The organism is Streptomyces sp. NRRL B-24085, assembly GCF_001282115.1.
Lineage (GTDB): Bacteria > Actinomycetota > Actinomycetes > Streptomycetales > Streptomycetaceae > Streptomyces.
The window spans coordinates 1-24,882 of record NZ_LJBR01000210.1; the positions used below are offsets into that span (position 1 = coordinate 1).

General features: G+C 71.8%; 22 protein-coding genes. 15 read left to right on the forward strand and 7 right to left on the reverse strand.

Annotated elements, in window-relative coordinates; translation table 11 throughout:
* The first annotated feature begins 827 nt into the window (after positions 1 to 827).
* Together AOJ26_RS22710 and AOJ26_RS22715 are read left to right on the forward strand one after the other, a co-directional pair.
* Positions 828 to 1,310, forward strand: a complete 483-nt coding sequence (locus AOJ26_RS22710) for a DUF456 domain-containing protein (protein WP_053850182.1) — start codon at positions 828 to 830, stop codon at positions 1,308 to 1,310.
* A gap of 78 nt (positions 1,311 to 1,388) precedes the next feature.
* Positions 1,389 to 1,760, forward strand: coding sequence for a PPOX class F420-dependent oxidoreductase (locus AOJ26_RS22715; RefSeq protein WP_053850183.1), 372 nt, complete (start codon positions 1,389 to 1,391; stop codon positions 1,758 to 1,760).
* Here AOJ26_RS22715 and AOJ26_RS22720 read toward each other — a convergent pair.
* The 3 genes from AOJ26_RS22720 to rsgA all read right to left on the reverse strand — a co-directional run bounded on the left by AOJ26_RS22720 (position 1,757) and on the right by rsgA (position 4,951).
* Positions 1,757 to 2,239 (reverse strand): methylated-DNA--[protein]-cysteine S-methyltransferase, encoded by a 483-nt coding sequence (locus tag AOJ26_RS22720; RefSeq protein ID WP_053850184.1) that lies wholly within the window; start codon positions 2,237 to 2,239, stop codon positions 1,757 to 1,759. The genes AOJ26_RS22715 and AOJ26_RS22720 overlap by 4 nt on opposite strands.
* Positions 2,240 to 2,241: 2 nt before the next feature.
* Positions 2,242 to 3,621, reverse strand: coding sequence for a DNA-3-methyladenine glycosylase 2 family protein (locus AOJ26_RS22725; protein WP_053850185.1), 1,380 nt, complete (start codon positions 3,619 to 3,621; stop codon positions 2,242 to 2,244).
* A gap of 229 nt (positions 3,622 to 3,850) precedes the next feature.
* A complete protein-coding gene (gene rsgA / locus AOJ26_RS22730) occupies positions 3,851 to 4,951 on the reverse strand; it encodes a ribosome small subunit-dependent GTPase A (protein ID WP_053850186.1) in 1,101 nt (366 codons plus the stop codon).
* A gap of 328 nt (positions 4,952 to 5,279) precedes the next feature.
* On the opposite strand from rsgA, the gene AOJ26_RS22735 reads away from it, so the two are divergent.
* From AOJ26_RS22735 to AOJ26_RS22765, 7 genes are all read left to right on the forward strand, one after another.
* Complete coding sequence (locus AOJ26_RS22735) at positions 5,280 to 6,092, forward strand: hypothetical protein (protein ID WP_053850187.1); 813 nt, start codon at positions 5,280 to 5,282, stop codon at positions 6,090 to 6,092.
* A 127-nt stretch (positions 6,093 to 6,219) separates the two neighbouring features.
* Positions 6,220 to 7,407 carry an NAD(P)/FAD-dependent oxidoreductase gene (locus AOJ26_RS22740; RefSeq protein ID WP_053850188.1) on the forward strand — a complete coding sequence of 396 codons (1,188 nt, stop codon included), beginning with the start codon at positions 6,220 to 6,222 and terminating at the stop codon, positions 7,405 to 7,407.
* Complete coding sequence (locus AOJ26_RS22745) at positions 7,404 to 7,703, forward strand: (2Fe-2S)-binding protein (RefSeq protein ID WP_053850189.1); 300 nt, start codon at positions 7,404 to 7,406, stop codon at positions 7,701 to 7,703. The genes AOJ26_RS22740 and AOJ26_RS22745 overlap by 4 nt, the downstream gene beginning before the upstream one ends.
* Positions 7,696 to 9,138, forward strand: a complete 1,443-nt coding sequence (locus AOJ26_RS22750; protein WP_053850190.1) for an NAD(P)/FAD-dependent oxidoreductase — start codon at positions 7,696 to 7,698, stop codon at positions 9,136 to 9,138. The genes AOJ26_RS22745 and AOJ26_RS22750 overlap by 8 nt, the downstream gene beginning before the upstream one ends.
* Positions 9,139 to 9,168: 30 nt before the next feature.
* Positions 9,169 to 10,065 carry a dihydrodipicolinate synthase family protein gene (locus AOJ26_RS22755; protein ID WP_053850191.1) on the forward strand — a complete coding sequence of 299 codons (897 nt, stop codon included), beginning with the start codon at positions 9,169 to 9,171 and terminating at the stop codon, positions 10,063 to 10,065.
* 33 nt (positions 10,066 to 10,098) lie between these two features.
* Entirely contained in the window at positions 10,099 to 11,100 is a 1,002-nt protein-coding gene (locus tag AOJ26_RS22760) for a proline racemase family protein (protein ID WP_053850192.1), read from the forward strand.
* Between the two features lie 58 nt (positions 11,101 to 11,158).
* The gene (locus AOJ26_RS22765; RefSeq protein ID WP_053850193.1) at positions 11,159 to 11,836 is read left to right on the forward strand and encodes a GntR family transcriptional regulator; all 678 of its coding nucleotides are present in this window, start codon (positions 11,159 to 11,161) and stop codon (positions 11,834 to 11,836) included.
* A gap of 136 nt (positions 11,837 to 11,972) precedes the next feature.
* Here AOJ26_RS22765 and AOJ26_RS22770 read toward each other — a convergent pair whose 3' ends face one another.
* The 4 genes from AOJ26_RS22770 to AOJ26_RS22785 all read right to left on the reverse strand — a co-directional run bounded on the left by AOJ26_RS22770 (position 11,973) and on the right by AOJ26_RS22785 (position 16,935).
* The gene (locus AOJ26_RS22770; protein ID WP_053850194.1) at positions 11,973 to 13,445 is read right to left on the reverse strand and encodes a cellulose-binding domain-containing protein; all 1,473 of its coding nucleotides are present in this window, start codon (positions 13,443 to 13,445) and stop codon (positions 11,973 to 11,975) included.
* A gap of 348 nt (positions 13,446 to 13,793) precedes the next feature.
* Entirely contained in the window at positions 13,794 to 15,116 is a 1,323-nt protein-coding gene (locus tag AOJ26_RS22775; RefSeq protein WP_053850195.1) for a radical SAM protein, read from the reverse strand.
* 58 nt (positions 15,117 to 15,174) lie between these two features.
* The gene (locus tag AOJ26_RS22780; RefSeq protein ID WP_053850196.1) at positions 15,175 to 15,837 is read right to left on the reverse strand and encodes a pyridoxamine 5'-phosphate oxidase family protein; all 663 of its coding nucleotides are present in this window, start codon (positions 15,835 to 15,837) and stop codon (positions 15,175 to 15,177) included.
* 90 nt (positions 15,838 to 15,927) lie between these two features.
* On the reverse strand, positions 15,928 to 16,935 hold the full coding sequence (locus AOJ26_RS22785) for a hydroxyacid dehydrogenase (RefSeq protein WP_053850197.1): 1,008 nt from the start codon (positions 16,933 to 16,935) through the stop codon (positions 15,928 to 15,930).
* Between the two features lie 109 nt (positions 16,936 to 17,044).
* On the opposite strand from AOJ26_RS22785, the gene AOJ26_RS22790 reads away from it, so the two are divergent.
* From AOJ26_RS22790 to AOJ26_RS22815, 6 genes are all read left to right on the forward strand, one after another.
* Positions 17,045 to 18,298 (forward strand): D-arabinono-1,4-lactone oxidase, encoded by a 1,254-nt coding sequence (locus tag AOJ26_RS22790; protein WP_053850198.1) that lies wholly within the window; start codon positions 17,045 to 17,047, stop codon positions 18,296 to 18,298.
* Between the two features lie 114 nt (positions 18,299 to 18,412).
* The gene (locus tag AOJ26_RS22795) at positions 18,413 to 19,657 is read left to right on the forward strand and encodes an ROK family transcriptional regulator (RefSeq protein ID WP_053850199.1); all 1,245 of its coding nucleotides are present in this window, start codon (positions 18,413 to 18,415) and stop codon (positions 19,655 to 19,657) included.
* 36 nt (positions 19,658 to 19,693) lie between these two features.
* Entirely contained in the window at positions 19,694 to 21,538 is a 1,845-nt protein-coding gene (locus tag AOJ26_RS22800) for a glycoside hydrolase (RefSeq protein ID WP_053850200.1), read from the forward strand.
* A gap of 227 nt (positions 21,539 to 21,765) precedes the next feature.
* Positions 21,766 to 23,025, forward strand: a complete 1,260-nt coding sequence (locus AOJ26_RS22805; protein WP_053850201.1) for an ABC transporter substrate-binding protein — start codon at positions 21,766 to 21,768, stop codon at positions 23,023 to 23,025.
* A 20-nt stretch (positions 23,026 to 23,045) separates the two neighbouring features.
* On the forward strand, positions 23,046 to 24,014 hold the full coding sequence (locus AOJ26_RS22810; protein ID WP_053850202.1) for a carbohydrate ABC transporter permease: 969 nt from the start codon (positions 23,046 to 23,048) through the stop codon (positions 24,012 to 24,014).
* The gene (locus AOJ26_RS22815) at positions 24,011 to 24,880 is read left to right on the forward strand and encodes a carbohydrate ABC transporter permease (protein ID WP_053850203.1); all 870 of its coding nucleotides are present in this window, start codon (positions 24,011 to 24,013) and stop codon (positions 24,878 to 24,880) included. Before AOJ26_RS22810 ends, AOJ26_RS22815 begins: the two co-directional genes overlap by 4 nt.
* Positions 24,881 to 24,882 lie beyond the last annotated feature (2 nt).

The following is a 24,882-nucleotide window of genomic DNA, read 5'->3' on the forward strand; positions in this document are numbered from 1 at the left end:
GGCCCACCGTCTCCAGCCCCCGCTTCCCGCCCAGGCTGCCCGTCACCAGGCCCCGCCGCACGCCAAGGCTCTCCAACACCAGGCCCTGCCCCGGACCCGAACAGCCGACCTCCAGCCCCCGCTTCTCGCCCGAGTTGTCCATCACGCCCCGCCTCGGACCCGAAGGGCCACTGCGGGGCTCGTCCGAGCCGCTGGTCCTCGGGTTCCGCCCGCTCGTCGCCGCCGTCCCCTTCCGCGGGTGCAGGCTCCCGAGCCGCCCCGGATCCGCGCTCGACCCGGGGTGCCGGGACCCCGGTCCCGTCCCGTACCGCTCCCGCCGCTGAGGCGAAGCGGTCGTCCAGGGTGTCCGGGGCCGGTGCGGGGCCCGTGTCGTCGGCGGAGTCGTAGAGCTGCCCCCACCAGTCGTCCTCGTGACCGGTGGGCCTTCCCCCCTGCTGATTCATGCCCCTAATTGTCCACCGCGGGGGCCGTATGAAAACGGGGCATCCCGAAAATCAAGCTCCGCCACGCGCGTCGAACGGCGTGTCGAGTGAGCTGTCGAACTCCTGTTGCCCAAGGGATCACCGGACGGGTCGCCGGACGATTCCACCCCCCACGGGAGAACCGCCCGGCGACGCCGGAGCGACCCGGACCCCGATGCCGGGACGGCTCGGGCCACGTGCCGGCCGGCTCGGCCCGAGTGTGCCCGGCCCACCTGTCGTGGAGCTGTGACGGACGACGTCGTTCCCTGTGCCGCCCGCCCCGGGTCCCTCACCGGGTGCCCGCCGGAACAGCCCCGCGAACCTCCCTGCTCTGCGTTCGCCGCCGTCCTCCTGCACCCTGGACGAATGGGAGCGTGGGACCTCCTGCTGGTCGGCCTGGTCATGCTGTTCGGCCTGGTCGGGGTTCTGGTGCCCGGTGTGCCGGGGTCGTGGCTCGTGTGGGCCGCGGTCCTGTGGTGGGCCCTCAAGGACCCGCAGCCGGTCGCGTGGGGCGTGCTCGTGGGGGCCACGGTCGCCCTGTTCCTCTCCCAGGTGGTGCGCTGGGCGCTGCCGCCGCGCCAACTGCGGACGAGCGGGGCGGGCCCGCGCACGGGTGTGTACGCCGGGGCGGGCGCGTTCCTCGGGTTCTTCCTGATCCCCGTGCTCGGTGCGATCCCCGGGTTCATGGCCGGCATCTACGTCTCCGAACGGCTCCGCCTCGGCCGCCACGGCGAGGCGAGGGCCGCGCTGCGCACGGCGATGCGCTCGGGCGGCTCCAGCGTGCTGGCGGAACTGTTCACCTGCCTGCTGATCATGGGCGCGTGGCTGGGTGCGGTGCTGTGGGGCTGACGCGGGACCGCAGGACCCGGGCATGCCTAGGACGAGAGTCCGATGTGCGGGCCGCCCGCGCGTGTTTGGGTGGCTGCCATGACCGAATTCAGCGAGGCCGAACGCGCGTACCTGAAGTCCCAGCGGCTGGGCAGACTGGCCACCGTCGACCCGCAGGGACAGCCGCAGGCGAACCCGGTCGGCTTCTTCCCGCAGGACGACGGCACCATCCTGATCGGCGGCCACGCGATGGGCCGCACCAAGAAGTGGCGCAACCTGCGGACGAACCCGAAGGTCGCGCTGGTCGTCGACGACATCGTCAGCCTGAAGCCGTGGACGGTGCGCGGCATCGACATCCGCAGGGAGGCGGAACTCCTCACCGGCCCGCACGAGTTGGGCCCCCACTTCAGCGAGGAGCTGATCCGCATCCACCCGCGGCGCATCCACAGCTGGGGACTGGAGGAGTCCTAGAGGGCGCCTTCGAGGGCGAGCAGGGCGGTCTTGCGCTCCAGACCGCCCGCGTACCCGGTGAGCGTGCCGTTCGCACCGATCACCCGGTGGCACGGGCGGAGGATCAGCAGGGGGTTGGCGCCGACCGCGCCGCCCACGGCCCGTACGGCGACGCGGGAGGCCCCGACACGCGCGGCGATCTCGCCGTACGTCACCGTCGCGCCGTACGGGACGTCGTCGAGGGCGTCCCAGACGCGGGTCCGGAACTCGGTGCCTTCCGGACGCAACTCCAGCTCGAACTCCTTGAGTTCACCGGCGAAGTAGGCGGCGAGCTGCTCCTGGGCGGCCCGGAAGGGGGTGGGGTCGTGGTACCAGCCGTCCTGGACGGTACGGCCGTTCCGCTGTCCGGGGACGGACAGCGAGGTCAGTGCGCCGGTGTCGTCGGCGGTGAGGAGCAGACTGCCGACGGGGCTGTCGAGACGGGTCCAGCGGATGGGCATGGTTACTCCAACTCCCCTGCTGCACGCAGGTGTTGCCAGGCATAGGAGCGCCAGGGGCGCCAGGTGTCGGGGGTGTCGAGGCCCGGTGGGGCCACGTCGGGGTCGCCGAGGGCACGGCTGCGGACGACGGCGACGGTACGGGCGTCCAGGCCGGGCAGGGCGAGCAGCGCGCGCTGCGCCTCGTCGCGGTCCGCGCCCGGGTCGAGCCGCAGGGCGCCATCGGCGAGGGCGGTGGCGAGCGTGCCCAGCGGGCCGGCCGCCTCGGACAGGGCCGCGGGTTCGGGGAAGAGGTGGGTGAGGCCGCCGCAGGGCGCGTCCAGGGTCTTGCCGTACCGCTGGACGAGGCGTTCGGATGCGGTACGGCCCACCAGTGCCCGTACGGCGAGCTCCTCGGGGTCGGCGGCGCCGGGCGACCGGAGGCCGGGGCGGGCGGCGACCAGGGGGGCGAGCCGGGGGTCCGCGCCGAGCCGCCCGTCGACGGCGTACGGATCGGCGTCGAGGTCGAAGAGCCGCCGCAGCCGTCCGACGGCGGTGGTCAGGTCGCGCGGGTCGGTGAGGTGCAGTTGGGCGTCGAGCCAGCCGCCGGGGTGGGCGCCGGTGGCGGTCCTGGTGGTGCCGGGGCGTTCGTGGACGGCGACGATGCCGGTGCCGTGCGGAAGCCGGAGGGTGCGGCGGTAGGTGCGGCGGCCGGGTGGTCCGGTCACCTCCTCGACGCCGGGCACGGCCTCGCTCTCCAGCAGGTCGAAGACGGTGCCGGAGCGGTAGGGGCCGCGGTGGGCGAGCCGTAGCGGGATGCCCGCGGTGGGGGTGGCCGCGCGGCGGGCGGTCCGGGCGGCGGCCCGCAGGGCGCTGGGGGTGGCGGCGTAGATCTCGCGGATCGTGTCGTTGAACTGCCGGACGCTGGCGAAGCCCGACGCGAAGGCGATCTCCGTGACCGGCAGGCCGGTGGTCTGGAGCAGGACGCGCGCGGTGTGGGCGCGCTGGGCGCGGGCCAGGGCGACGGGCCCCGCGCCGAGTTCGGCGGTGAGCTGGCGCTGGACCTGGCGCGCGCTGTAGCCGAGGCGGTCGGCGAGCCCGGCGACGCCCTCCCGGTCGACGACGCCGTCGCCGATCAGCCGCATCGCCCGGCCCACCACGTCCGCCCGGACGTTCCAGTCCGCGGAGCCGGGCACCGCGTCCGGACGGCACCGCCGGCAGGCCCGGAATCCGGAGCCCTGCGCGGCGGCGGCCGTCGCGTAGAAGCGGACGTTGTGGCGCTTCGGGGTCACCGCGGGACAGCTCGGCCGGCAGTAGATGCCGGTCGTCTCGACGGCGAAGAAGAACTCCCCGTCGAACCGGGCGTCCCGGCTGCGGACCGCTTCGTACCTGGTGTCCTCGTCCATCACGCGTTCCAGTCTGCGCCGTGCGCGGGGGCGCCGCTGGCGGAAATCGGACAGGGCGGTGCGGGGAGGGAGCGCGGCGAGTCCGTGGCCGGGTGCGGGTCCGTCGTGGCTGGTCGCGCAGTTCCCCGCGCCCCTGGGTGGGTGCAGTCCTGGACCGCCTGGCTGTGCCCACCTGCTTGGGGGCGCGGGGAACTGCGCGACCAGCCCCCACTCGGCCGCAGCCGAACGCCTACGCCCAGCGCCCCCGCTTCGCCTCCATCGCCGCCTTCCCCTGCGCCCCCCGCTTCTTCCACTCCTTCCGAATCTCCGAACGGAGCCTCGCGTCGGTCTTCGCCACGATCCGCTGGTTCTCCCGGATCAGCTTCCGGTAGCTCTCCAGCCGTCGTTCGGGCAGTTCACCGGAGTCGATCGCGGCCAGCACCGCGCACCCCGGCTCGCTCTCGTGCGCGCAGTCGTGGAAGCGGCACTGCCGGCCCAGTTCCTCGATCTCGGAGAAGACCTGTCCGACACCGGTCTCGGCGTCCCACAGGCCGACGCCCCTGAGGCCGGGGGTGTCGATCAGCACACCCCCGCCGGGCAGGGCGAGAAGGTTGCGGGTGGTGGTCGTGTGGCGGCCCTTCCCGTCCGCGTCCCGGGTGGCCCGCACGGCCATCGCGTCCTCGCCGATGAGGACGTTCGCCAGGGTCGACTTCCCCGCGCCGGACTGTCCGAGCAGCACGGTCGTACCGCCGGAGACGACGGCGACGAGCACGTCGAGCCCTTCCCCGTCCAGGGCGCTGACGGTCAGCACCGGGACCCCCGGTGCCGTCGTCTCCACGTCCTGCACGAGGTGGGAGAGGGTCACGGCGTCCGGCACGAGGTCGGCCTTGGTGAGCACGACCACGGGCTGGGCGCCGGACTCCCAGGCCAGGGCGAGGAAGCGTTCGATGCGGCCGAGGTCGAGTTCGACGGCGAGCGACACGGCGACGACGGCGTGGTCGACGTTGGCCGCGAGGATCTGCCCCTCGGACCGCTTGGAGGAGGTGGACCTGACGAAGGCGGTACGGCGTGGCAGGTACGTGCGTACGTAACGCGGATTGCCGCCGGGCTCGACGACGGCCCAGTCGCCGGTGCACAGCACCCGCATCGGGTCGTTCGGGGTGACGAAGGCGGTGTCCGCCCGCAGCAGCCCGTCGGCGGTGACGACGTCGCACTGCCCGCGGTCGACCCGGACCACACGTCCGGGCAGGAGCCCCTCGGACTCGTAGGGGGCGAACGCGTCCGCCCATGCCTCGTCCCAGCCGTAGGGAGCGAGAGCGGAGAAAACCTGAGAAGTGGAGCTGGAAGTCAAGGGAGACCCTTCACAAGGGTGGCCCCGGCACAAGGAATGGGTGTCAGCCGACGGCCACGGAGGTGGACTTGATGATCTGGATGCGGGCAGCGCTCATCGCAAGGACAGCCATCGGTCGACACCTCCCTCATTCCTCGCTCGTGGGGCACGGCAGCGGAGCGCGGCCGTGCGAAGCGGTCTCACCTTAGAGGCGCCCGGGTCGGGGGCGCCACCGGTTTCCCGGCCTCCGCCGCGCGCGTCCCCCTCACTCGAACAGCCCGGTGCGCTGGTCGTCCGGGAGAAGCGGCTGTGGCATGGGAGGCGACCCCCATCTCCAGGAGAGCCCGTGATGATCCAGCGCCCGTCCCGCCCCCTTCGCGTCCTCGCTCCGGCCCTGGCCGCCGGTGTCCTGTTGACGACCGCCGCGTGTTCGGCCGGTGACGACAGCGGGCAGGACCGCGCGGACACCACGCAGATCTCCTCCTCGCCGCTCGCACAGGCGTCCCCGGCCGCGCTCACCCCGGCCGGGGCACGGGCCGCGCTGGTGACCGAGGCGGATCTGGAGGACGACTGGAACCAGGTCAAGAACGCGGCCACCTGGCGCGACAGCCTGCTGGTCGGCAAGGTGGACGTCGCCGACTTCCTCACCGGCAAGGCGGACGCCGCCGACTGCCAGAAGCTTCTCGACCGGCTCTACGGCGACGATCTCCTGGGCAAGCCGTCCGGGACGTCCGCGCTCACCGGCTTCGAGGAGGGCTCGTCCCGGCTGCTGTACCAGGTGGCCGCCTACGACAGGGCGGGGCTGGACAGCTCCTTCTCCTGGCTGAAGAGCTTGCCGGTCAAGTGCGACCAGTTCACGGTGACGGACGACTCCGGGGCCAAGCACACGGTGCAGGTGACCGAGCGGTCCCTGCCCAAGGAGGGCGACGCCCGTCAGGGGCTGCGGGTCACGGTCCAGGGCACCTCGGGCGGTGAGCCCGCCACGCTCACCCTCGACGTCGCGGCCGTACGGGTGGGCACGGACGCCATCACCCTCACCAACGGCGGCCTCGACGGAGTGGACGGCGACAGCACCGAGCAGGCGGTGAAACTGGGCACGGCCCGGCTGAAGGACGTCCAGGCGGGCCGGACCCCGTCGGCCGACCCGGGCGAGCTCGACTGACGGGCCGGTGAACACCGCCCGCCCGTCCCGACACCCCGGCCGCCGGGTCCAGCCGGGTCGGCCGTCGGTGGCCGTCGGTGGCCGTCGGGGTGTTCCCGCCCGCAGCGGCATGTGACATAGTACTGACGTGACCAAGCGACTGACCTGCGACGTCGTGGTAGTCGGAGCCGGGATGGTGGGCGCGGCCTGTGCGCTGTACGCCGCCCGGGCGGGCCTCGACGTGATCGTCGTCGACCGCGGCCCGGTGGCCGGCGGCACCACCGGCGCCGGTGAGGGCAACCTCCTGGTCTCCGACAAGGAGCCGGGCCCCGAGCTGGAACTCGCCCTGTGGTCCGGCCGGTTGTGGGCCGAGCTGGCCGAGGAGCTCGGCGGGGCGATCGAGTACGAGCCCAAGGGCGGCGTGGTCGTCGCCGCCGGCCCCGACGGCCTCGAAGCCCTGGAGGGGCTCGCGACCGGGCAACGCGCCGCCGGGGTCGAGGCGGTGCGGGTGGACGCGGCCGAACTCCGGGAGCTGGAGCCCCACTTGGCGCCCGGGCTCGCGGGCGGGGTGCTGTATCCCCAGGACGCGCAGGTCATGCCGACCCTGGCCGCCGCCCATCTCGTACGGGCCTCGGGCGCCCGTCTGTTCACCGGCGCGACGGTGACCGAGGTGCTGCGCGGGGCCGGCGGTGCCGTCCGCGGGGTGCGCACCGACCGGGGCGAGATCCACACGCCGCACGTCGTCAACGCCGCCGGGACCTGGGGCGGTGAGCTGGCCGCGCTGGCGGGAGCGGACCTGCCCGTGCTCCCCCGGCGCGGCTTCGTCCTCGTCACCGAGCCGCTCCCCCTTCTGATCCGCCACAAGGTGTACGCCGCCGACTACGTGGCCGACGTGGCCAGCGACTCGGCGGCCCTGCAGACCTCGCCGGTGGTCGAGGGGACGGCTGCGGGGCCGGTCCTGATCGGCGCGACCCGTGAACGGGTGGGCTTCGACCGCTCGTTGTCGCTGCCCGCGCTGCGGGCGCTGGCGGCGGGCGCGACCCGGCTGTTCCCGTTCCTGGAGCGGGTGCGCGCCATGCGGACCTACCTCGGCTTCCGCCCGTACATGCCCGACCACCTGCCCGCGATCGGCCCCGATCCGCGGGCGCCCGGGCTGTTCCACGCGTGCGGGCACGAGGGCGCGGGCATCGGACTGTCCACCGGGACCGGGCAGTTGATCGCCCAGGTGCTGGCCGGGCGGGCTCCCGCACTGGACCTCGCGCCCTTCCGGCCCGACCGTTTCCCCGCCCCCGCCTCGCTGTCCGGCTCGTCGTCCGTCTCCCGGGAGGCCTCGTGAACCCGCTGGAGCTGGTGCGCGCCGAGCCCGGTCCCGCCTTCACCGTCACGCTCGACGGGCGGGAGATCGGCGCCCTGCCGGGCCAGACCGTCGCCGCCGCGCTGTGGACGGCGGGGGTCACCTCCTGGCGCACCACCCGGGGCGAGGGCCGGCCGCGCGGGATCTTCTGCGGCATCGGCGTCTGCTTCGACTGCCTGGTGACCGTCAACGACCGCCCGAACCAACGGGCTTGCCTGGTCCGGCTGCGACCGGGGGACGCGATCCGCACACAGGAGGGGACCGGCCACGATGAGTGAACCGACCCTGGCGGTGATCGGCGCGGGCCCGGCCGGGCTCGCGGCCGCCCTCGCGGCGGCGGCCCGCGGTGTCCGCGTCACGCTGATCGACTCGGCGCCGGAGGCGGGCGGACAGTTCTACCGGCAGCCCGCGCCGGAGCTCGGCGCCCGCCACCCCCGGGCACTGCACCACCAGTGGCGGACCTGGGAGAGCCTCCGGGACGGTCTGCGCACCCACGTACGGGCGGGCAGAGCACGGCACTTGACGGATCATCATGTCTGGTTCGTCGAGCGCCGGGACGGCGCCGGACTCACCGTGCACGCCCTCTCCGGCCCCGAGCAGGACGAACCGGCCGAGGTGCCCGCCGACGCGGTCCTCCTGGCCACCGGCGGCTACGAGAAGGTGCTGCCCTTCCCCGGCTGGACGCTGCCCGGGGTCGTCACCGCGGGCGGGGCGCAGGCCATGCTCAAGGGCGGGCTCGTGCTGCCCGGCCGTACCGCTGTCGTCGCCGGCACCGGACCGCTGCTGCTGCCCGTCGCCACGGGGCTCGCGGCGGCGGGCGCGACGGTGGCGGCGCTGGTGGACTCGGCCGATCCGATGTCGTTCGTACGGCGGTCCCGGGCACTGGCGGTCCGGCCGGACAAGCTGGCCGAGGGCGCCGGGTACGCGGGCCGGCTGCTCCGGCACCGGGTGCGTACGCTCGCGCGCCACACCGTGGTGGAGGCGCACGGCTCCGACCGGCTGGAGGCGGTGACGGTCGCGGCCCTCGACCGGGAGGGACGGGTACGCCCGGACACCCGGCGGCGCATCGGGTGCGACACCCTCGCCGTGGGCCACGGCATGCTGCCGCACACCGACCTCGCCGACGCGCTGGGCTGCCGGGTCGACGGGACGGACGTGCACGTCGACGACGAGCAGCGCACCGACGTGCCGGGCGTGTGGGCGGCGGGCGAGACCACCGGCATCGGTGGCTCGGCGCTGTCGCTCGCCGAGGGGCACATCGCCGGGCGGTCGATCGCGGCACGGCTGGCCGGGCGGACGCCGGACCCGGGCGAGTGGGCGGCCGCCGCGCGGACCCGGCAGCGGCTGCGGGCCTTCTTCGCCGCCGTCGACTCGGTGTACACGCCGCCCGCGCACTGGACCGAGCAGGTCACCGACGAGACCGTGGTGTGCCGCTGCGAGGAGGTGTCGGCCGGTGCCGTGCGCGAGGCGGTCCAGGAGCTGGGAGCCGGTGATCTGCGGACCGTGAAGCTGCTCACGCGGGCCGGGATGGGCTGGTGCCAGGGCCGGGTGTGCGGGCCCGGGGTGGCCGGGGTCGCCGGGTGCGCGGAGACGGCGGGCCGCAGACCGTTCGCGCGGCCGGTGCCGCTGGGCGTGCTGGCGCGGGCCGGGGAGGCCGGGGAGCCGGAAGGCCGTGAACCGGAGAAGAGGCCCGGCAAGGACCGGGATCAGTAACATGTCACACCCCACTGAGAGGGATACGCCATGACCACCACCGAGCTCCGCCCCTGGCGCGGTGTCCTCGTCGCCACCGCGCTCCCCCTGGACGACGACCTGTCCGTGGACCACGGCAGGTACGCCGAGCACTGCGCCTGGCTGGTCGAGAACGGCTGCGACGGTGTCGTACCGAACGGCTCGCTCGGGGAGTACCAGGTGCTCACGCCCGAGGAGCGGGCCAGGGTCGTGGAGACGGCCGTGGCGGCGATCGGCGGTGAGCGGGTGATGCCGGGTGTGGCCGCGTACGGCTCGGCGGAGTCCCGGCGCTGGGCCGAGCAGGCGCGCGACGCGGGCTGTGCGTCCGTGATGCTGCTGCCGCCCAACGCCTATCGGGCCGACGAGCGGTCGGTGCTCGCGCACTACGCCGAGGTCGCGAAGGCCGGCCTGCCGGTCGTGGCGTACAACAACCCCATCGACACCAAGGTCGACCTGGTGCCCGAGCTGCTGGCCGAGCTGCACGCGGAGGGATTCATCAAGGCGGTCAAGGAGTTCTCCGGTGACGTCCGGCGCGCCTATCAGCTCGCCGAACTCGCCCCGGAACTGGACCTGTTGATCGGCGCCGACGACGTCCTGCTGGAGCTGGCGCTCGCCGGGGCCAAGGGCTGGGTGGCCGGCTACCCGAACGCGCTGCCCAGGTCGTCGGTCGAGCTGTACCGGGCCGCGGTGAGCGGTGACCTCGCCACCGCGAAGAAGCTGTACGAGCAGTTGCACCCGCTGCTGCGCTGGGACTCCAAGGTCGAGTTCGTGCAGGCCATCAAGTTGTCGATGGACATCGTGGGCCGTCACGGCGGGAGGTGCCGTCCGCCGCGGGTCCCGCTGCTGCCCGAGCAGGAGGCCGTCGTGCGGGCCGCCACCGAGAAGGCGGTCGCGGCCGGACTCGCGTAGCCCCGAACCGTCCCCCCGACCACCAGGAGCGTCATGCGCAGCAAACTCGTCCTGCACGCCGTCGACTCGCACACCGAGGGCATGCCCACCCGCGTGATCACCGGCGGGATCGGCACGATCCCCGGCGCGACCATGAACGAGCGGCGGCTGTGGTTCCGTGAGCACCGCGACGACGTCAAGCAGCTCCTGATGAACGAGCCGCGCGGGCACTCGGCGATGAGCGGGGCGATCCTCCAGCCGCCGGCCCGCCCGGACTGCGACTGGGGTGTCGTCTACATCGAGGTCTCGGGCTATCTGCCGATGTGCGGGCACGGCACGATCGGAGTGGCGACCGTGCTGGTGGAGACCGGGATGGTCGAGGTCGTCGAGCCGGTCACCACGATCCGGCTCGACACCCCGGCGGGCCTGGTCGTCGCCGAGGTCGCGGTGGAGGACGGCCGGGCGAAGAACGTCACGCTCCGGAACGTGCCGTCCTTCTCCGTCGCCCTGGACCGCAAGATCGCCCTGGCCGACGGGCGGACGGTGACGTACGACCTGGCGTACGGCGGCAACTTCTACGCCATCCTGCCGCTGGAGGAGTTCGGGCTGCCCTTCGACCGGGAGCGCAAGGACGACATCCTCCAGGCGGGGCTGTCCCTCATGGCGGCGATCAACGCCGAGGAGGAGCCCGTCCACCCGGAGGACCCGTCCATCCGCGGCTGCCACCACGTCCATCTGATCGCGCCCGGGGCCACCGCCCGGCACTCCCGGCACGCGATGGCCATCCACCCGGGCTGGTTCGACCGCTCCCCCTGCGGCACCGGCACCAGCGCGCGCATGGCCCAGCTGCACGCGCGCGGCGAACTCCCGCTGCACACCGAGTTCGTGAACGAGTCCTTCATCGGGACGCGGTTCACGGGCCGGCTCCTCGGCACCACCGAGGTGGCGGGCCGCCCCGCCGTGCTGCCCAGCTTCACCGGGCGGGCGTGGATCACCGGCACGGCCCAGTACCTGCTCGACCCCACCGATCCGTTCCCGGCGGGATTCGTCCTCTGAGCGCGTCGAGGATAATGCCCGGTGCCGCGTGACATTGCACCACTAGGAGATGCCCCTCATGGCCGCCCAGCGACTCGACACCCCCGCTCTGCCCGTCCTCGGCGGCAAGAAGAGCAGCTACCGGGAGCGGGTCGCCGACGCCCTGCGGGCCGCGCTGATCGCGGGCGAACTGCTGCCGGGACAGGTGTACTCGGCGCCCGCGCTCGCCGCCCGCTTCGGTGTGTCGGCCACACCCGTGCGCGAGGCCATGCTCGACCTCGCCAAGGAGGGCTTGGTCGACACCGTCCCCAACAAGGGGTTCCGGGTCACCGCGGTCTCCGAGAAGCAGCTCGACGAGTACACGCACATCCGCGCGCTGATCGAGATCCCCACCGTCGTGGAGCTGACCTCGACCGCCGACACGGTCTCGCTGGAGGCGTTGCGTCCGGCGGCCCGGGAGATCGTCCAGGCGGCGGTGTCCGGTGACCTCATCGCGTACGTCGAGGCCGACACCCGCTTCCACCTCGGACTGCTCGCCCTCGCGGGCAACGCCCACCTGGTGGAGGTGGTCGGCGACCTCCGCAAGCGGTCGCGGCTGTACGGACTGACCCCGCTGGTGCAGTCCGGCCGCCTGCTGGCCTCCGCGGAGGAGCACCTCGAACTCCTCGACGCGCTGGTCGCCCGCGACGAGCCGGCGGTGCGGGAGGTCATGACCCGGCACATCGGTCATGTGCGGGGGCTGTGGGCGGCGCCGTAGGGGCGAGTCGGTTTGACGGGTGCGGGCCGGAGGGGGTTGGTCGCGCAGTTCCCCGCGCCCCTGGGTGGGTGGAGCCGGGCGCGCTCCGACTGCACCCCCGCGCGGGAGACGTGCATGAGCGACCCCGCGGTCGCTGTCAGGACCTCACGCACTCCCGCCCGTTGACGGAGAAGCCGTACGCCGGGGCGTTCCTGCTCTGCCAGGAGGCGAGGAAGCCGAAGGAGAGCGAACCGTCCGCGGGGACCGACTTGTCGTAGTCGGCGGCGGTCGCGGTGACCTTCGCGCCGCTCTGGGTGTAGTCCGCGTCCCACATCTGCGTCACCTTCTGGCCGTCCTTGAAGGACCAGGTGACCCGCCAGTCGTCCAGCGCCTCGGGGGTGGTGACGGTGACCTCGGCCTGGAAGCCGTCGGGCCACTGGTTGACGAGGGAGTACTCGACCCGGCAGACCGGCGTTGCGCTCTCGTCGGGCTCCGGTTCCTCGGCGCCGCCCGAGGAGGTGCCCTGGGGTTCCGGGTCGGAGTTCTTCACGCCCGTGGACTCCGACGGGTTCCCCGTGGGAGTGCCGGAGGTCCCGGTGGAGCCCGGCGCCCGCGAGGTGGCGGTGGGGACGGACGCGGTGGGGTTGGCCACCGGCTGGCCCTCGGCGGAGGCACCGGGTCCGGCGGCGCCGTTGTCCATGTCGTCGCCCGGCATCATCGAGACCGCGAGGGCGAGCAGCGAGACGAGGACGGCGGCGACGAGCAGCCCGTTGCGCACCACCTTCGCCTTGTGCGCGCCGGGGTTGGGGGGTCCGCTCTCCAGCGCCGGCGGGCGTCCCGCGCCGAGGCGTACCTCGGCGGCCCGGCGGCGCCGCTCCAGGTAGGCGAGTCCGCCCCAGCCGATCACTCCGCCCGCGAGGGCCGCGGGCAGCCCTCCGCCGTGCAGGCGCAGACAGGCGGCGGCCTCCGCGCACTGCCGGCAGTGCGCCAGATGGCGGGACAGGTCCTCCGGAGTCTCGCCGGAGGTGGAGCGGGTGACGGCGTCCAGCAGCCGGGCGTAGCTGCGGCACTGCGCGTCCATCGGCATGTCGAGGTGGTTGCGGTGGCTGCGGTCCCGGAACAGCCCCCGCACCTGGGCGAGTTCGTCACCCACCGTGGCCGGGTCGAGGCCGAGCCGGCGGGCCACCACGGGCAGCGGCAGCGCCTCCACCTCGGCCAGCCACAGCAGTTCGGCGTCGGCCGCCTGGAGGTCGCGCAGTCCGCGCAGGGCGATGGGGCGCTGAAGCGGCGGGCCGGTGTAGCGGGCGGCCTTGTCGGAGTTGAGCCACAGCCGCAGGTCGGGGTCGAGGCGGTGGCCGAGGCCCTGGGTCTCCCAGTCCGCGGCGGTGGTGCGAACGGCGGTGAGCAGCAGGGGTATTCGGGGCAGCCGGGCGGTACGGCGGCCGGCACCGCGGACGGCGGCCTCCGCCTCCCGCGCCTCACGCATGCCGAGGGAGAACGCTTCCCTGGCCAGGTCCGTGGCGGCGGTGGAGCCGGCCGTGCACAGATCGGCGTACGACAGCACGGCATCCCAGCACTCGGAGAACAGCGCGGCCTCGGCGGCGTCCTGGGGGGTCGGCAGGTCGGGCATGGGTCTCCTGCATCCAAAGCGAGGTCAACTCGCCATACTGGCAAAGGAGTTGGGGGGAACCTCGCGGCAGGACAGGAGCCTTTCACGTCTCCCACACAACTGACAAGCAGGCTATTCAAAACGGTTACCGAGGGTTCGGTCCACTCCCCCACGGCATGGTGGTGCGCCAAGTCGCGCCCTGGAGTACGGACCGGAAGCGGGAACGTATCAATCCCGCCACACGGGAACCACCCGTGATGAGAAATCCGCCGTGGGCGGGCAGCAGCCGGGACCACGTGGAGCCGGACGGGACGTCAGCACCGTGCCGGGCGGCCGCGCAAGCCGCCCGGAGCCGCTCGTCGTGCGGGGTCAGACCTCGGCCGGTTCCGGCGCCGCCGGGAGACTGTCCATGAAGGAGCTCACCGAGAAGACGGCACGGCCGGGTCCGGGCGGGCCGTACCCGGGGGGCGAGGAGAGACCGAAGTCCTCCATGGTCTGGCGGTACGCCTGGAGCAGCCGGATGTGGTACTCCAGCGGCGCGCCCTGCGGGTTGGCCTTGCCGAGCGGGGTCGTGGGCTCGGGGCACCAGGTGGTGAAGCGGGGCGTGATGCCGTGCGACATGAAGAAGCGCAGGCCCTCGGTGGTGGACGCGATGGCCTCGTCGACCGTCTTGAACCCGAAGGGCTCGGCCATCTCCACGCCCGCCACGAAGTTGGGGATGACGTTGCGCGCGCCGAACACCTCGGCCGAGTCCAGGATCCGCTTGTGCCACACGTCCCGGCCGACGTACCGCTCCTTGCCCGGGCAGTACATCTTGAAGAGGTACTCGTCCCACACCTCGTAGTTGGGGTGGTAGATCTGCACGCCGTAGTCCTTGAACCGCTGCACGTCGTCCCGCGGCAGCGCCTGGGCCACGACCTTGCCGATCCAGCGGCCCGGGAAGCGCTCCTCGATGGCCTTGGCGTAGTGGCCGTAGAAGTCGGCCTCGTCCCGACCGGAGACGGTCTTGGTGATCGCGCCGCCGGTGAGCGTGTAGGCGGTAGACGCCTTGGCGGTGTCGTACCGGTCGATGATCTCCAGGGCTTCGAGGACCTCCTCGACGTCCTTGACCCCGGTGTACGGCCGCCCGGCCGCCTTGTGCTGGCGCCAGTTGTGGTTGATGTCGCAGTACTGGCACTCCTCCTTGGCGCCGAAGTACTGGCAGACCCGGAAGACGGTCAGGTAGATGAGGTAGCCCCACTGGATCGTCGGGGCGACCTCCATGACGGACTTGCCGCTGGAGAGCTTGTGCCGGTAGTACTCCGGCATCGGCGGCACACCCACGTCGGCGATCCGCCTGCCGTCGAGGTAGAGCCCCAGCATGCCGGTGTCGTCGGCGGCGACACGGTAGGGCGAGGCCGGGTTCACCCGCACCGAGACGACGGTCCTGCGGAGGTCGTAGGGGCCGCCGGTGAGGATGATCTCCTCCGGCGGGCGGCGCAGCGCGGCCTCGCCCAGCTCCGGCAGGGTGCCGTGATCGAAGGAGAAGATGAAGTAGGACTTCGGCTTCACCTCGCCCGACTCGTTGTCGCTGAGGGCGGACGGGTCGAAGGCCACGCCACCCCGCAACAGGTCCTCCTTGAAGACGGCTTCCCGCGGAACCTGCGGGAAACGCTCCATCAGATCCTCGACCAGCGCGGTACGGCTGCCCATCCCGTATCTCCTCCCGGATCGGACGTACGACTCCTCACGGTATGCCCTCGCTCGGACATCATCCGTGCCGGGTCCCCTCACGGCGTGAGATATGGGGTGGTACGGGCGTTTCCGGGGGCAGTGCCGGGTCGGGAACGGGCGCGCCCCACACGGACGTGAGCGGAAGCACACCGGCCCAGAGCCCCAGCTCGGCGTCGGGTCCGTCCCCGTCCTCGGGCGCGCCGGTGCGGATCTTGACGGAGGCCTCGTCGAGGCGGAGGGCGAGCAGGGTGGTGGCCGCGAGTTCCTTCCGGCTCGGCTGCCGGGCGTACGACCACTGCCCGGGCGTCGCGTGCTCGGTGAGCCGGCGCAGGCCCGCCAGCTTCTCCTCGGGGTCGGTCACCTTGCGGGCCTCGCCGTGGATCATGGCGCTGCGGTAGTTGACGCCGTGCTCGAAGACGGACCGCGCGAGGACCAGCCCGTCGACGTGGGTGACCGTGACGCAGACCGGCACACCGCCCGCGAGGCTCCGGCTGGCCACCGAGCCGTGCACGTAGAGCTGCCGCTCGTGCCGCCCGTACACCGTGGGCACGACGATCGGCCGCCCCTCGACCACGACCCCGAGATGGCAGACGAACCCGGCGTCGAGGATCGCCTCCAGATCGGCCCGGTCCCGACTGCCCTGCTCGCGCAGACGCCGGTGGCGGGTGAGGTCGGTCTCGGGGAGCTGATCAGGAAGCATGAACCGAGACGCTACTGATCCGGTGATCCCGAGACCAGTCTCCCGGGCGGCTGGCCCTTGAGACGGGCCGAGAACAACGAAATCCGTACCTCAGGCCGTTCGCTCCAGCCGGGCGTAGTCCACCGGCCACGCGAGCCCCGCCCCCGACACGACCCGCTCGGCCTCTTCGGCGACCGCCAGCCCCAGCCGCGCCAGCTCGTTGCCCTGGGACCCCGCCAGGTGCGGGGTGACGAAGGCGTTCGGCAGATCGTGCAGGGGCGAGTCGGCGGGCAGGGGCTCGGGGTCGGTGACGTCGAGGACGGCGGACAGGCGGCCGGCGCGCAGTTCGTCCACGAGGGCGTCGGTGTCGACCAGGCTCCCCCGCGCGGTGTTGACCAGGACCGCCCCGTCGGGCATCAGGGCCAGCTCGCGGCGGCCGATGAGGTGCCGGGTCTCGGGGGTCTCCGGGGCGTGCACGGTCACGATCTCGCTGGTGCGCAGGAGGTCGTCCAGCCCCGCCAGCGGGACGCCCAGTTCGGCGGCGCCCGCATCGTCGAGGTACGGGTCGGTCAGGGTCACCGCGAGGTCGAACGGGCGCAGCAGCTCGATCACCTTGCGCCCGATCCGGGACGCCCCGATCACCCCGACCCGCCGCCCGTGGCTGCCGATGCCGGGCACGACCCCCCAGGCGGGAGCGGACCGCTCGGCGCGCATCCGCTCGCGGCGCACGAAGACGTCCTTGCCGGCGAGCAGGATCACGGCGAGCGTGTACTCGGCCACGGGCACCGCGTTGGCCTCGGCCGCCGAGGAGACGACGATGCCGCGCTGCCAGACCTCGGGGGTGGCGAAGCCCTTGACCGAGCCGGCCGCGTGCAGGACGGCCCGCAGTTTCGGGGCCGCGTCGAGGGCGGCGGCGTCCAGGCGCGGGCAGCCCCACCCGGTCACGAGGATCTCGGTGCGGGCCAGGACGTCCGCGAGAGCCGGGTCGGTGAGGTCCTCGGCCACCACCGCGGGATCGATGTCCACCCACTCCCGCAGCCGTGCCAGCACCTCGGGCGGGAAGACGAGCGGCACGTTCTCGGAGGTCATGGCGAACAGCGCCTGGGGTCGCTCGGGCAAGGTGGTGATCCTCCAGACCGACGGAAAGACGGTAGAAAACGCTCTCTACGGTAGGCCCCGACAAATGAGAGGGTCAACGCATACGCACTCCCTTGGAGGAACGACGGACATGTCGGAGACGATCACCAACTGGGCGGGGAACATCACCTACTCCGCCAAGGAACTGCCCCGGCCCCACTCGCTCGACGCACTCGCCGCGCTGGTCGCGGACAGCGCGCGGGTACGGGTGCTGGGCAGCGGGCACTCCTTCAACGAGATCGCCGAGCCGGGCCCGGAGGGCGTCCTTCTCTCCGTCGCCGGTCTGCCGCCGGTGACCGACGTGGACACCGCGGCCCGTACGGTACGGGTCTCGGGCGGCGTCCGGTACGCCGAACTCGCGCGCGTGGTGCACGCCCACGGCCTCGCGCTGTCCAACATGGCCTCGCTGCCGCACATCTCCGTGGCCGGCTCGGTGGCGACCGGCACCCACGGCTCGGGCGTCGGCAACGGCCCGCTCTCGTCGGCCGTGCGGGAGGTGGAGCTGGTCACGGCGGACGGCTCGCCGCTGACCGTCGGCCGGGACGACCCGCGCTTCGCCGGCGCGGTCACCTCGCTGGGCGCCCTCGGTGTCGTCACCGCGCTCACCCTGGACCTCGTGCCCACCTTCGACGTGGAGCAGTACGTCTTCACCGAACTGCCCCTTGCCGGGCTGGACTCGGCCGCCTTCGAGACGGTCATGTCGACGGCGTACAGCGTCAGCCTGTTCACCGACTGGCGTGCGCCCGGCTTCCGTCAGGTCTGGATCAAACGGCGGACCGACCAGCCCCTCGCCGACTTCCCGTGGGCCGCCCCCGCCACCGAGAAGATGCACCCGGTGCCGGGGATGCCCGCGGTCAACTGCACCGAGCAGTCCGGGGTGCCGGGGCCCTGGCACGACCGGCTGCCGCACTTCCGGGCCGAGTTCACACCGAGCAGCGGGGCGGAGCTCCAGTCGGAGTACCTGCTGCCGCGCGAGCACGCCGTCGAGGCGCTGCACGCGGTGGACGCCATTCGGGAGAGCGTCTCCGGGGTGCTCCAGACCTGCGAGGTGCGGACCGTGGCCGCGGACGGGCAGTGGCTGAGCCCCTCCTACGGCCGGGACACCGTGGCCCTGCACTTCACCTGGATCGAGAACACCGCGGCCGTGCTTCCGGTGGTGCGCCGGCTGGAGGCGGCGCTGGACGCCTTCGACGCGCGGCCGCACTGGGGGAAGGTGTTCACCACACCCGCCGGGATCCTGCGCGAGCGCTACCCGAGGCTCGGCGACTTCCGGAAGCTGGCGCGCGAGCTGGACCCCGAGGCGAAATTCGCCAACGCCTATGTCCGTACCGTTCTGGCCGAGTGACTTTATAAAGCCCCTTTCCTAAGCCCTTGTACAAAGTCACCCGCACCCCATAGCCTTGCGCCGCGCCGGTGCCACTGTCGTTCCGGCCTGAGCGAAAGGACGGGGGCAGGCCCGGTGAAGCGCACATCACGTGACATCCGCACCGCGAACCGCTACGAGGTGTTGCGCCAGATCATCGCCGAGTCGCCCACGTCCCGGCAGGAGCTGGCGGCGGCCACCGGGCTGAGCCTGGCGACCGTCGCCACGCTCGTGGGCGAGCTGCTCGACCTGCGGATGATCACTGAGGTCGGGTTCGAGGAGTCGGCCGGCGGGCGCCCGCGCGGGCTCGTGGCCGTCAACGCGTCGGGGGGCGCGTTGATCGGCGTGGACATCGCGGAGACGTACGTCCACGTCGAGCTGTTCGACCTCGCGCTGAACGTCCTGGCCCGCGCCGAGGAGGACGTCCGCCCCGGCGAGAGCCTCCCCGAGCAGGTGGTCGGCCATGTCGCCGCCGTCGTCGGCTCGGTGGTCGCGCAGGCCGGGATCGAGGGCGCCAGGGTGCTCGGCGTCGGCGTGAGCGTGCCGGGCCAGGTGGACCGCGCGACCGGCATCTCCGAGTACGCGCCCAACTGGGACTGGCACGACGTGCCGTTGCTCGACCTGCTCTCCGAGCACATCGCCTACCCGCTCTACCTGGACAACCCGCTGCGTGCCGTCGCCGTGGCCGAGCAGTGGTTCGGGGCCGCGCGCGGGCGGGCGAACGCCGTGGTGGTCACCCTCGGCACCGGTGTGGGCGCCGGTCTCGTCCTGGGCGGGGCCCTGCACCGCGGTGTGTCCAACAGCGCGGGCGAGTGGGGCCACAACACGATCGTCCTGGACGGACGCCTGTGCCGCTGCGGCAACCACGGCTGCGTGGAGACGTACGTGGGCGCGCCCGGGATCATGCTGAACCTGCGGGAGCTGAGCCCCGACAGCGAGCTGCTGCACCCCGGCGACCAGACCGCGACGATCGCCGCGCTGGCCCGCGGGATGCGCACCGGGGACCCGGTGGCGGTCGAGGTCGTGCGGCACACCGCCCGGTATCTGGGCGCCTCCGTCGCGCACCTGGTCAACCTGGTCAACCCGGAGGTGGTCGTGCTCAGCAGCTGGGTCGCGGCCGCCCTCGGCGAGCCGCTGGTCGCGGAGGTGCGCGAGGCCGTCGCCCGGCACGCGCTGCCCCGGCCGACGGCCGCCACCGAGCTCGTCCTCTCCCCGATCCCGACGGACCCGGCCTGCCTGGGCGCGGCGACGTTCGCGCTCGAAGGGGCGCTCCAGTCGGTCGGGCAGAGGTCCGCGAAACGCACCACCCCCGTAAGGACGAAGACGCACGACCCCCGCTAGGAGCCGTACCGCACCACCTTCACGACGACGGAAGGGATGCACGTGTCTCACCCCCACCGCAAGAGATCGGCCCTGCTGACAGCCGCAGCCGCGTTCGCTGTCGCGGGACCCCTGATATCCGCTCCGCCCGCGTCGGCCGCCACCCCCACGGTGGCCGAAGTCTCCCCGCACGCCGCCCAGACCATCGACAACATCGGCGCCTCCGGCGCCTGGTGGGTCAACGACCTGAAGAACTTCGACCCGAAGGTCCAGGCCCGGGTCGCCAGGCTGCTCTTCTCCAAGGACGGCCTGGCGCTCAGCAGTTACCGCTACAACATCGGCGGGGGCGGCACCGGCGTGACCTACGCCCCGCGCGCCCCCGAGGACTTCCTGAAGGACGACGGGTCCTACGACTGGAGCAAGGACAAGGCGGGCCGCACGTTCCTGTACGCCGCCGCCCGGTACGGCGTGCGGGACCTGATCGCCTTCGTCAACAGCGCGCCGGCGCGGTGGAAGACCAACGCCAGGAGCTGCGGCGGCTATCTGAAGGCGGAGAACACGCAGGACTTCGCGGACTACGTCGCCGACGTCACCGACCACTTCGCGAAACAGGGCGTGAAGTTCGACTACATCAGCCCCTTCAACGAGCCGACCAACAGCTTCGACAGCTGCGGCCAGGAGGGCATGCTGGTGCCGGTCGACCAACGCGACGACATCGTGCGGGCGTTGGGCGCCGAGCAGCAGGCCCGGCACCAGCGGACCGGCATCATCGCGGACGAGTCCAGCTCCACGGTCGGCTTCAACACCGAGCTCCCGCAGTGGATCGCGCAGCCGGACACCGCCCGGTACGTCGACAGGCTCGCCCACCACACGTACAACAACCCGGGCGACGACCAGCGGGCGAAGATCTACGAGACGTCCAGGTCGGTCGGCAAGCAGTCCTGGTCCACGGAGATCTGCTGCTTCGGCAAGGGCGGCACGGGCTGGGCGCAGGAGTACGACCCCACGATCGACGGCGGTCTCAACCTCTCCCGGATCATCTACAAGGACTTCGCGACCGCGCACGACTCGGCGTTCCAGTGGTGGGTCGCCCTGTCGGAGATGGTCGGCAGCGACCCCCTCGCCCGCAACGACGAGGGCTGGAACGACGGCCTGATCTACTACGACCCCAACTACGCCACCAACGGCAACCAGACCCTGTACTTCACCAAGCGCTACTACGCTCTCGGCCAGTACAGCAAGTTCGTCCGGCCGGGCTCGGTCGCCCACAACGTGACCGGCGCACCGGACGGCGTCGAGGTGTCGACGTACGACGACCACGGCAGGTGGGTCGTCGTGGTCAACAACCACAACACCACCGACACCGCGGTGCGGCTGCACTTCAACAGCAAGGCGCCGGTACGGGCGAGCAAGGCCGTGCGGACCTCGGCGACCGAGAGCTGGGCGAACGTCACGAAGCCCACGGTCAAGGACGGCACCGCCTCGGCGACCCTGCCGGCCCGGTCCGTCACGACGTACGTCCTCGACCAGAAGGGCCGCGGCACGTCGGCGGTCACGGGTGCGCTCCAGGGCAGGCAGTCCGGCAAGTGCCTGACCGCGGACGCCTCGGGTGCCTCGATCACGAGCTGCACGGGCGGGCCGGAGCAGGTGTGGTCGTACGACGCGAAGGGCCGTCTGAAGGGCGTGAACGGCTATCTGACCGCGGGGAGTTCGGGGCTCGTCACCAGCCCTGATCCGGCCCCCGACGGCAGCCGGCGATGGCTGCTGAACTCCAACGGCCAAGTCGTCAGCGAGGCGTCCGGCACCTGTCTGGACGTCGGCGGACAGGCGACAGCCGACGGCAGCAGGGTCGGCCTGTGGACCTGCAACGGCGGGACCAACCAGGCCTGGTCCAGGCAGTAACTCCCCTCTCCTCCAAGGGTCGCGGGCCGCTGGTGCGGCGGTCCGCGACCCCAGGGCGTCCGGTATCCCGAACGCTGCACAACGCTTCGAGCAGACTTCGTCCAACCCCTTGCCGAAGGCTTAGCCGAAGGTTAACGTCCCGCACCGCAGGTCCATTTGAGCCAACGGGCACTGAGCCGCGGAGCCGCGCACAGAGCCGCCGCCGTATTCGAGACAAGGACGTCAGCATGTCGGCATCGAGCAACAGCAACTGGGACCGTCGAAACGTTCTGCGAGCCGCGATGGGCCTGGCCGCCGCCGGCGGGCTGGCCGCGTGCGGCAGCAACACGGGCCGCAGCAGCGGACCGGGCGACGGACTCGTCCAGTACTTCCACGCCTACGGCGAGGCGGGCACGGAGCAGGCGATCAAGCGGTACGCGAAGGCGTACAAGAAGGCCGACGTGACCACCAACTGGATCACGGGCAACAACTTCGAGGCGAAGCTCTTCGCGGCCCTGCTCACCAAGCAGGCACCCGACGTCTTCGAGTTCCACCCGCAGATCCAGATGGTCAAGAGCGGTCAGGTCGCCGACCTGACGGACATCATCGCCCCGGTCAAGGACGACTTCAACCCGGCCGACATCAAGTCGCACACGGTGGACGGGAAGATATACGGCGTCCGCATGATCGACGACCCGCAGTTCTTCTTCTACCGGAAGTCGATGCTGGAGGCCGCCAAGGTCGACGTGCCGACCACCCTCGACGAACTGCTCGAGGCGGCGGAGAAGCTCACCACCAACAAGGTCAAGGGCCTCTTCCTCGGCAACGACCTCACCCCGGCCATCAACCCGCTCATCTGGTCGGCCGGCGCCGACACCCTCACCCCCGACAACAAGCCCGCCTTCCACACGGACGCGGTCGTCGCCGGCATGAAGCAGCTGCGCCAACTGTTCACCAGCGGCAACCTGCTCCTCGACGCCCCGGCCGACTACTGGGACCCGTCCGCGATCAACCAGGGCCTGTGCGCCATCCAGTTCTGCGGCATGTGGGCGATGCCCGCGATGCAGAAGGCCCTCGGCGACGACCTCGGGATCTTCCCCTTCCCCAAGGTCGGCGACAACGGCAAGCAGTCGGTGTACAACGGCGGCTGGTCGATGTTCGTCAACGCCAAGGGCAAGAACGTCGACGCGGCCAAGGAGTACGTGAAGTGGCTGTGGATCGACCAGAAGCAGTACCAGGAGGACTGGGCCACCTCGTACGGCTTCCACATCCCGCCGCGCACCTCCATCGCCCAGTCGGCGACCAAGCTCCAGTCGGGTCTGCCGGCCGAGGGCGTCAAGCTCTTCAACGAGTTCGGGCACTTCGACAACATCGGCTGGACCCAGGCGATGATCACCGCCCTGACCGACGCGTTCGCCAACAGCGTCCGCAAGAACGGCGACCCGAACGCCGCGCTCGCCACCGCGGAGAAGAAGGTCGACGCCGAACTCAAGAAGCTCTTCGGATAGGCCCGCGGGGACACCACGACATGTCGACCACCACCACGCGCGGGGTCGCCCAGCCCGCCCCGGCCAAGGCCGCACCGGCCCGGCCGCGGCGGGGCCTGCGGGGCAACCCGACCGTCAACTTCTGGCTCTTCACCGGGCCCTTCCTCATCGGCCTGGCGATCTTCGTCTTCGTGCCGATCGTCTGGAGCATCTGGCTCAGCTTCTTCGACGCGCGCTTCACCGTCACGCCGAGCAAGTTCGTCGGCCTCGACAACTACGAGAGCATGCTGACGAACTCCAACTTCACCGGCTCTCTGGTGACGTTCACGGTGTTCGCCGCGCTCATCGTGCCGCTCACCTGGGCCCTGTCGCTGGGCCTGGCGATGCTGGTGCACCGGCTGCGGTTCATGCGGGCGTTCTTCCGGTCGGTGTTCTTCCTGCCCACCGCCGTGTCGTACGTGGCCGCCGCGCTGATCTGGAAGATGTCGATCTTCACCGGTGTCCGCTTCGGCCTGATGAACACGGTGCTCGGCTGGTTCGGCGTCGACAACATCGCCTACCTGTCCGACCCGAACCCGCCCTGGTACTGGCTGGTCATCGTGACCGTGCGCCTGTGGCTGCAGGCCGGCTTCTACATGATCCTGTTCCTGGCCGCGTTGCAGAACATCCCGGCGGAGCTGTACGAGGCGGCCGCGATCGACGGCGCCAAGCCGGGCTGGCAGACCTTCCGGTACATCACGCTGCCCCAGCTCCGCGCCACCTCGACCGCGGTCATCCTGCTGCTGCTCGTCGCCGCCTACCAGGCGTTCGACGAGTTCTTCAACATCATCACGACCAAGGCGACCTGGGGCCAGACCCCGCTGATGGTCCTGTACAAGACCGCCCTCGGCGAGAACCAGGACTACGGCGCCGGCAGCGCGGGCGCCGTCATCCTCACGGTGCTGATCTGCGCCGTCACGCTCCTCCAGGGCAAGTTCATGGGCTTCGGAAGGGGGGAGGACTCCAAGTGACCACCACCGCACCTCAGGTGGGCAAGGACAGCGGCAGGAAGCGCGGAGGCGTCCTCGGCAACACCGGCCTCTACATCGCCGTCAGCGTCGCCGCCCTGCTGTTCCTGCTCCCCTTCTACCTGATCCTCCGCAACTCCCTGTCCACGGACCCGGAGATCACCGGCGAGAACTGGAAGCTGCTCCCCTCCTTCCAGTGGGGCAACATCAGCGAGCTGTTCGACGACCCGACGGTGGACTTCGCCCGGTCCATGTGGAACTCGACGGTGATCGCCGTCTCCATGACCGTCGGCACCCTGCTGATCTGCTCCCTGGCCGGCTACGGCCTCGCGCGCATCCCCTACCGGCACGCCAACAAGGTCTTCTACGTCGTCCTCGCGACCCTGATGGTGCCCACCGCCGTCACCTTCGTGCCCAGCTTCGTGCTGGTCTCGTCCCTCGGCTGGATCGACACCTACCGCGGTCTGATCATCCCCGGTCTCTTCAGCGGTTTCACCTGCTTCCTGTTCCGGCAGTACTTCCTCGGGTTCCCGAAGGAGCTGGAGGAGGCGGCTCGCGTGGACGGGCTCGGATACTGGGGCGCATACTGGCGCATCGTGGTGCCCAACTCGCTGAACTTCTTCGCGGCGATGGCCACGATCACGTTCATCAGCGGCTGGAACGCCTTCCTGTGGCCCTTGGTCATCGGCCAGGACCCGAGCTCCTGGACCGTCCAGGTCGCACTGTCCTCCTTCATGACCAACCAGACCGTCAACTTCCACCTGATCTTCATGGCCACCGCCATTTCCATCCTGCCCCTGGTCTTCGTGTTCCTCTTCCTCCAGCGCTGGCTGGTCCAGGGAATCGCACAGACCGGCATCAAGGGCTGACA

Coding starts and splice junctions, on each gene's coding strand:
- AOJ26_RS22710 (WP_053850182.1), top strand. CDS start 828: ATGGGAGCGTGGGACCTCCTGCTGGTCGGCCTGGTCATGCTGTTCGGC.
- AOJ26_RS22715 (WP_053850183.1), top strand. CDS start 1,389: ATGACCGAATTCAGCGAGGCCGAACGCGCGTACCTGAAGTCCCAGCGG.
- AOJ26_RS22720 (WP_053850184.1), bottom strand. CDS start 2,239: ATGCCCATCCGCTGGACCCGTCTCGACAGCCCCGTCGGCAGTCTGCTC.
- AOJ26_RS22725 (WP_053850185.1), bottom strand. CDS start 3,621: ATGGACGAGGACACCAGGTACGAAGCGGTCCGCAGCCGGGACGCCCGG.
- AOJ26_RS22735 (WP_053850187.1), top strand. CDS start 5,280: ATGATCCAGCGCCCGTCCCGCCCCCTTCGCGTCCTCGCTCCGGCCCTG.
- AOJ26_RS22750 (WP_053850190.1), top strand. CDS start 7,696: ATGAGTGAACCGACCCTGGCGGTGATCGGCGCGGGCCCGGCCGGGCTC.
- AOJ26_RS22755 (WP_053850191.1), top strand. CDS start 9,169: ATGACCACCACCGAGCTCCGCCCCTGGCGCGGTGTCCTCGTCGCCACC.
- AOJ26_RS22760 (WP_053850192.1), top strand. CDS start 10,099: ATGCGCAGCAAACTCGTCCTGCACGCCGTCGACTCGCACACCGAGGGC.
- AOJ26_RS22765 (WP_053850193.1), top strand. CDS start 11,159: ATGGCCGCCCAGCGACTCGACACCCCCGCTCTGCCCGTCCTCGGCGGC.
- AOJ26_RS22770 (WP_053850194.1), bottom strand. CDS start 13,445: ATGCCCGACCTGCCGACCCCCCAGGACGCCGCCGAGGCCGCGCTGTTC.
- AOJ26_RS22775 (WP_053850195.1), bottom strand. CDS start 15,116: ATGGGCAGCCGTACCGCGCTGGTCGAGGATCTGATGGAGCGTTTCCCG.
- AOJ26_RS22780 (WP_053850196.1), bottom strand. CDS start 15,837: ATGCTTCCTGATCAGCTCCCCGAGACCGACCTCACCCGCCACCGGCGT.
- AOJ26_RS22790 (WP_053850198.1), top strand. CDS start 17,045: ATGTCGGAGACGATCACCAACTGGGCGGGGAACATCACCTACTCCGCC.
- AOJ26_RS22800 (WP_053850200.1), top strand. CDS start 19,694: ATGCACGTGTCTCACCCCCACCGCAAGAGATCGGCCCTGCTGACAGCC.
- AOJ26_RS22805 (WP_053850201.1), top strand. CDS start 21,766: ATGTCGGCATCGAGCAACAGCAACTGGGACCGTCGAAACGTTCTGCGA.
- AOJ26_RS22810 (WP_053850202.1), top strand. CDS start 23,046: ATGTCGACCACCACCACGCGCGGGGTCGCCCAGCCCGCCCCGGCCAAG.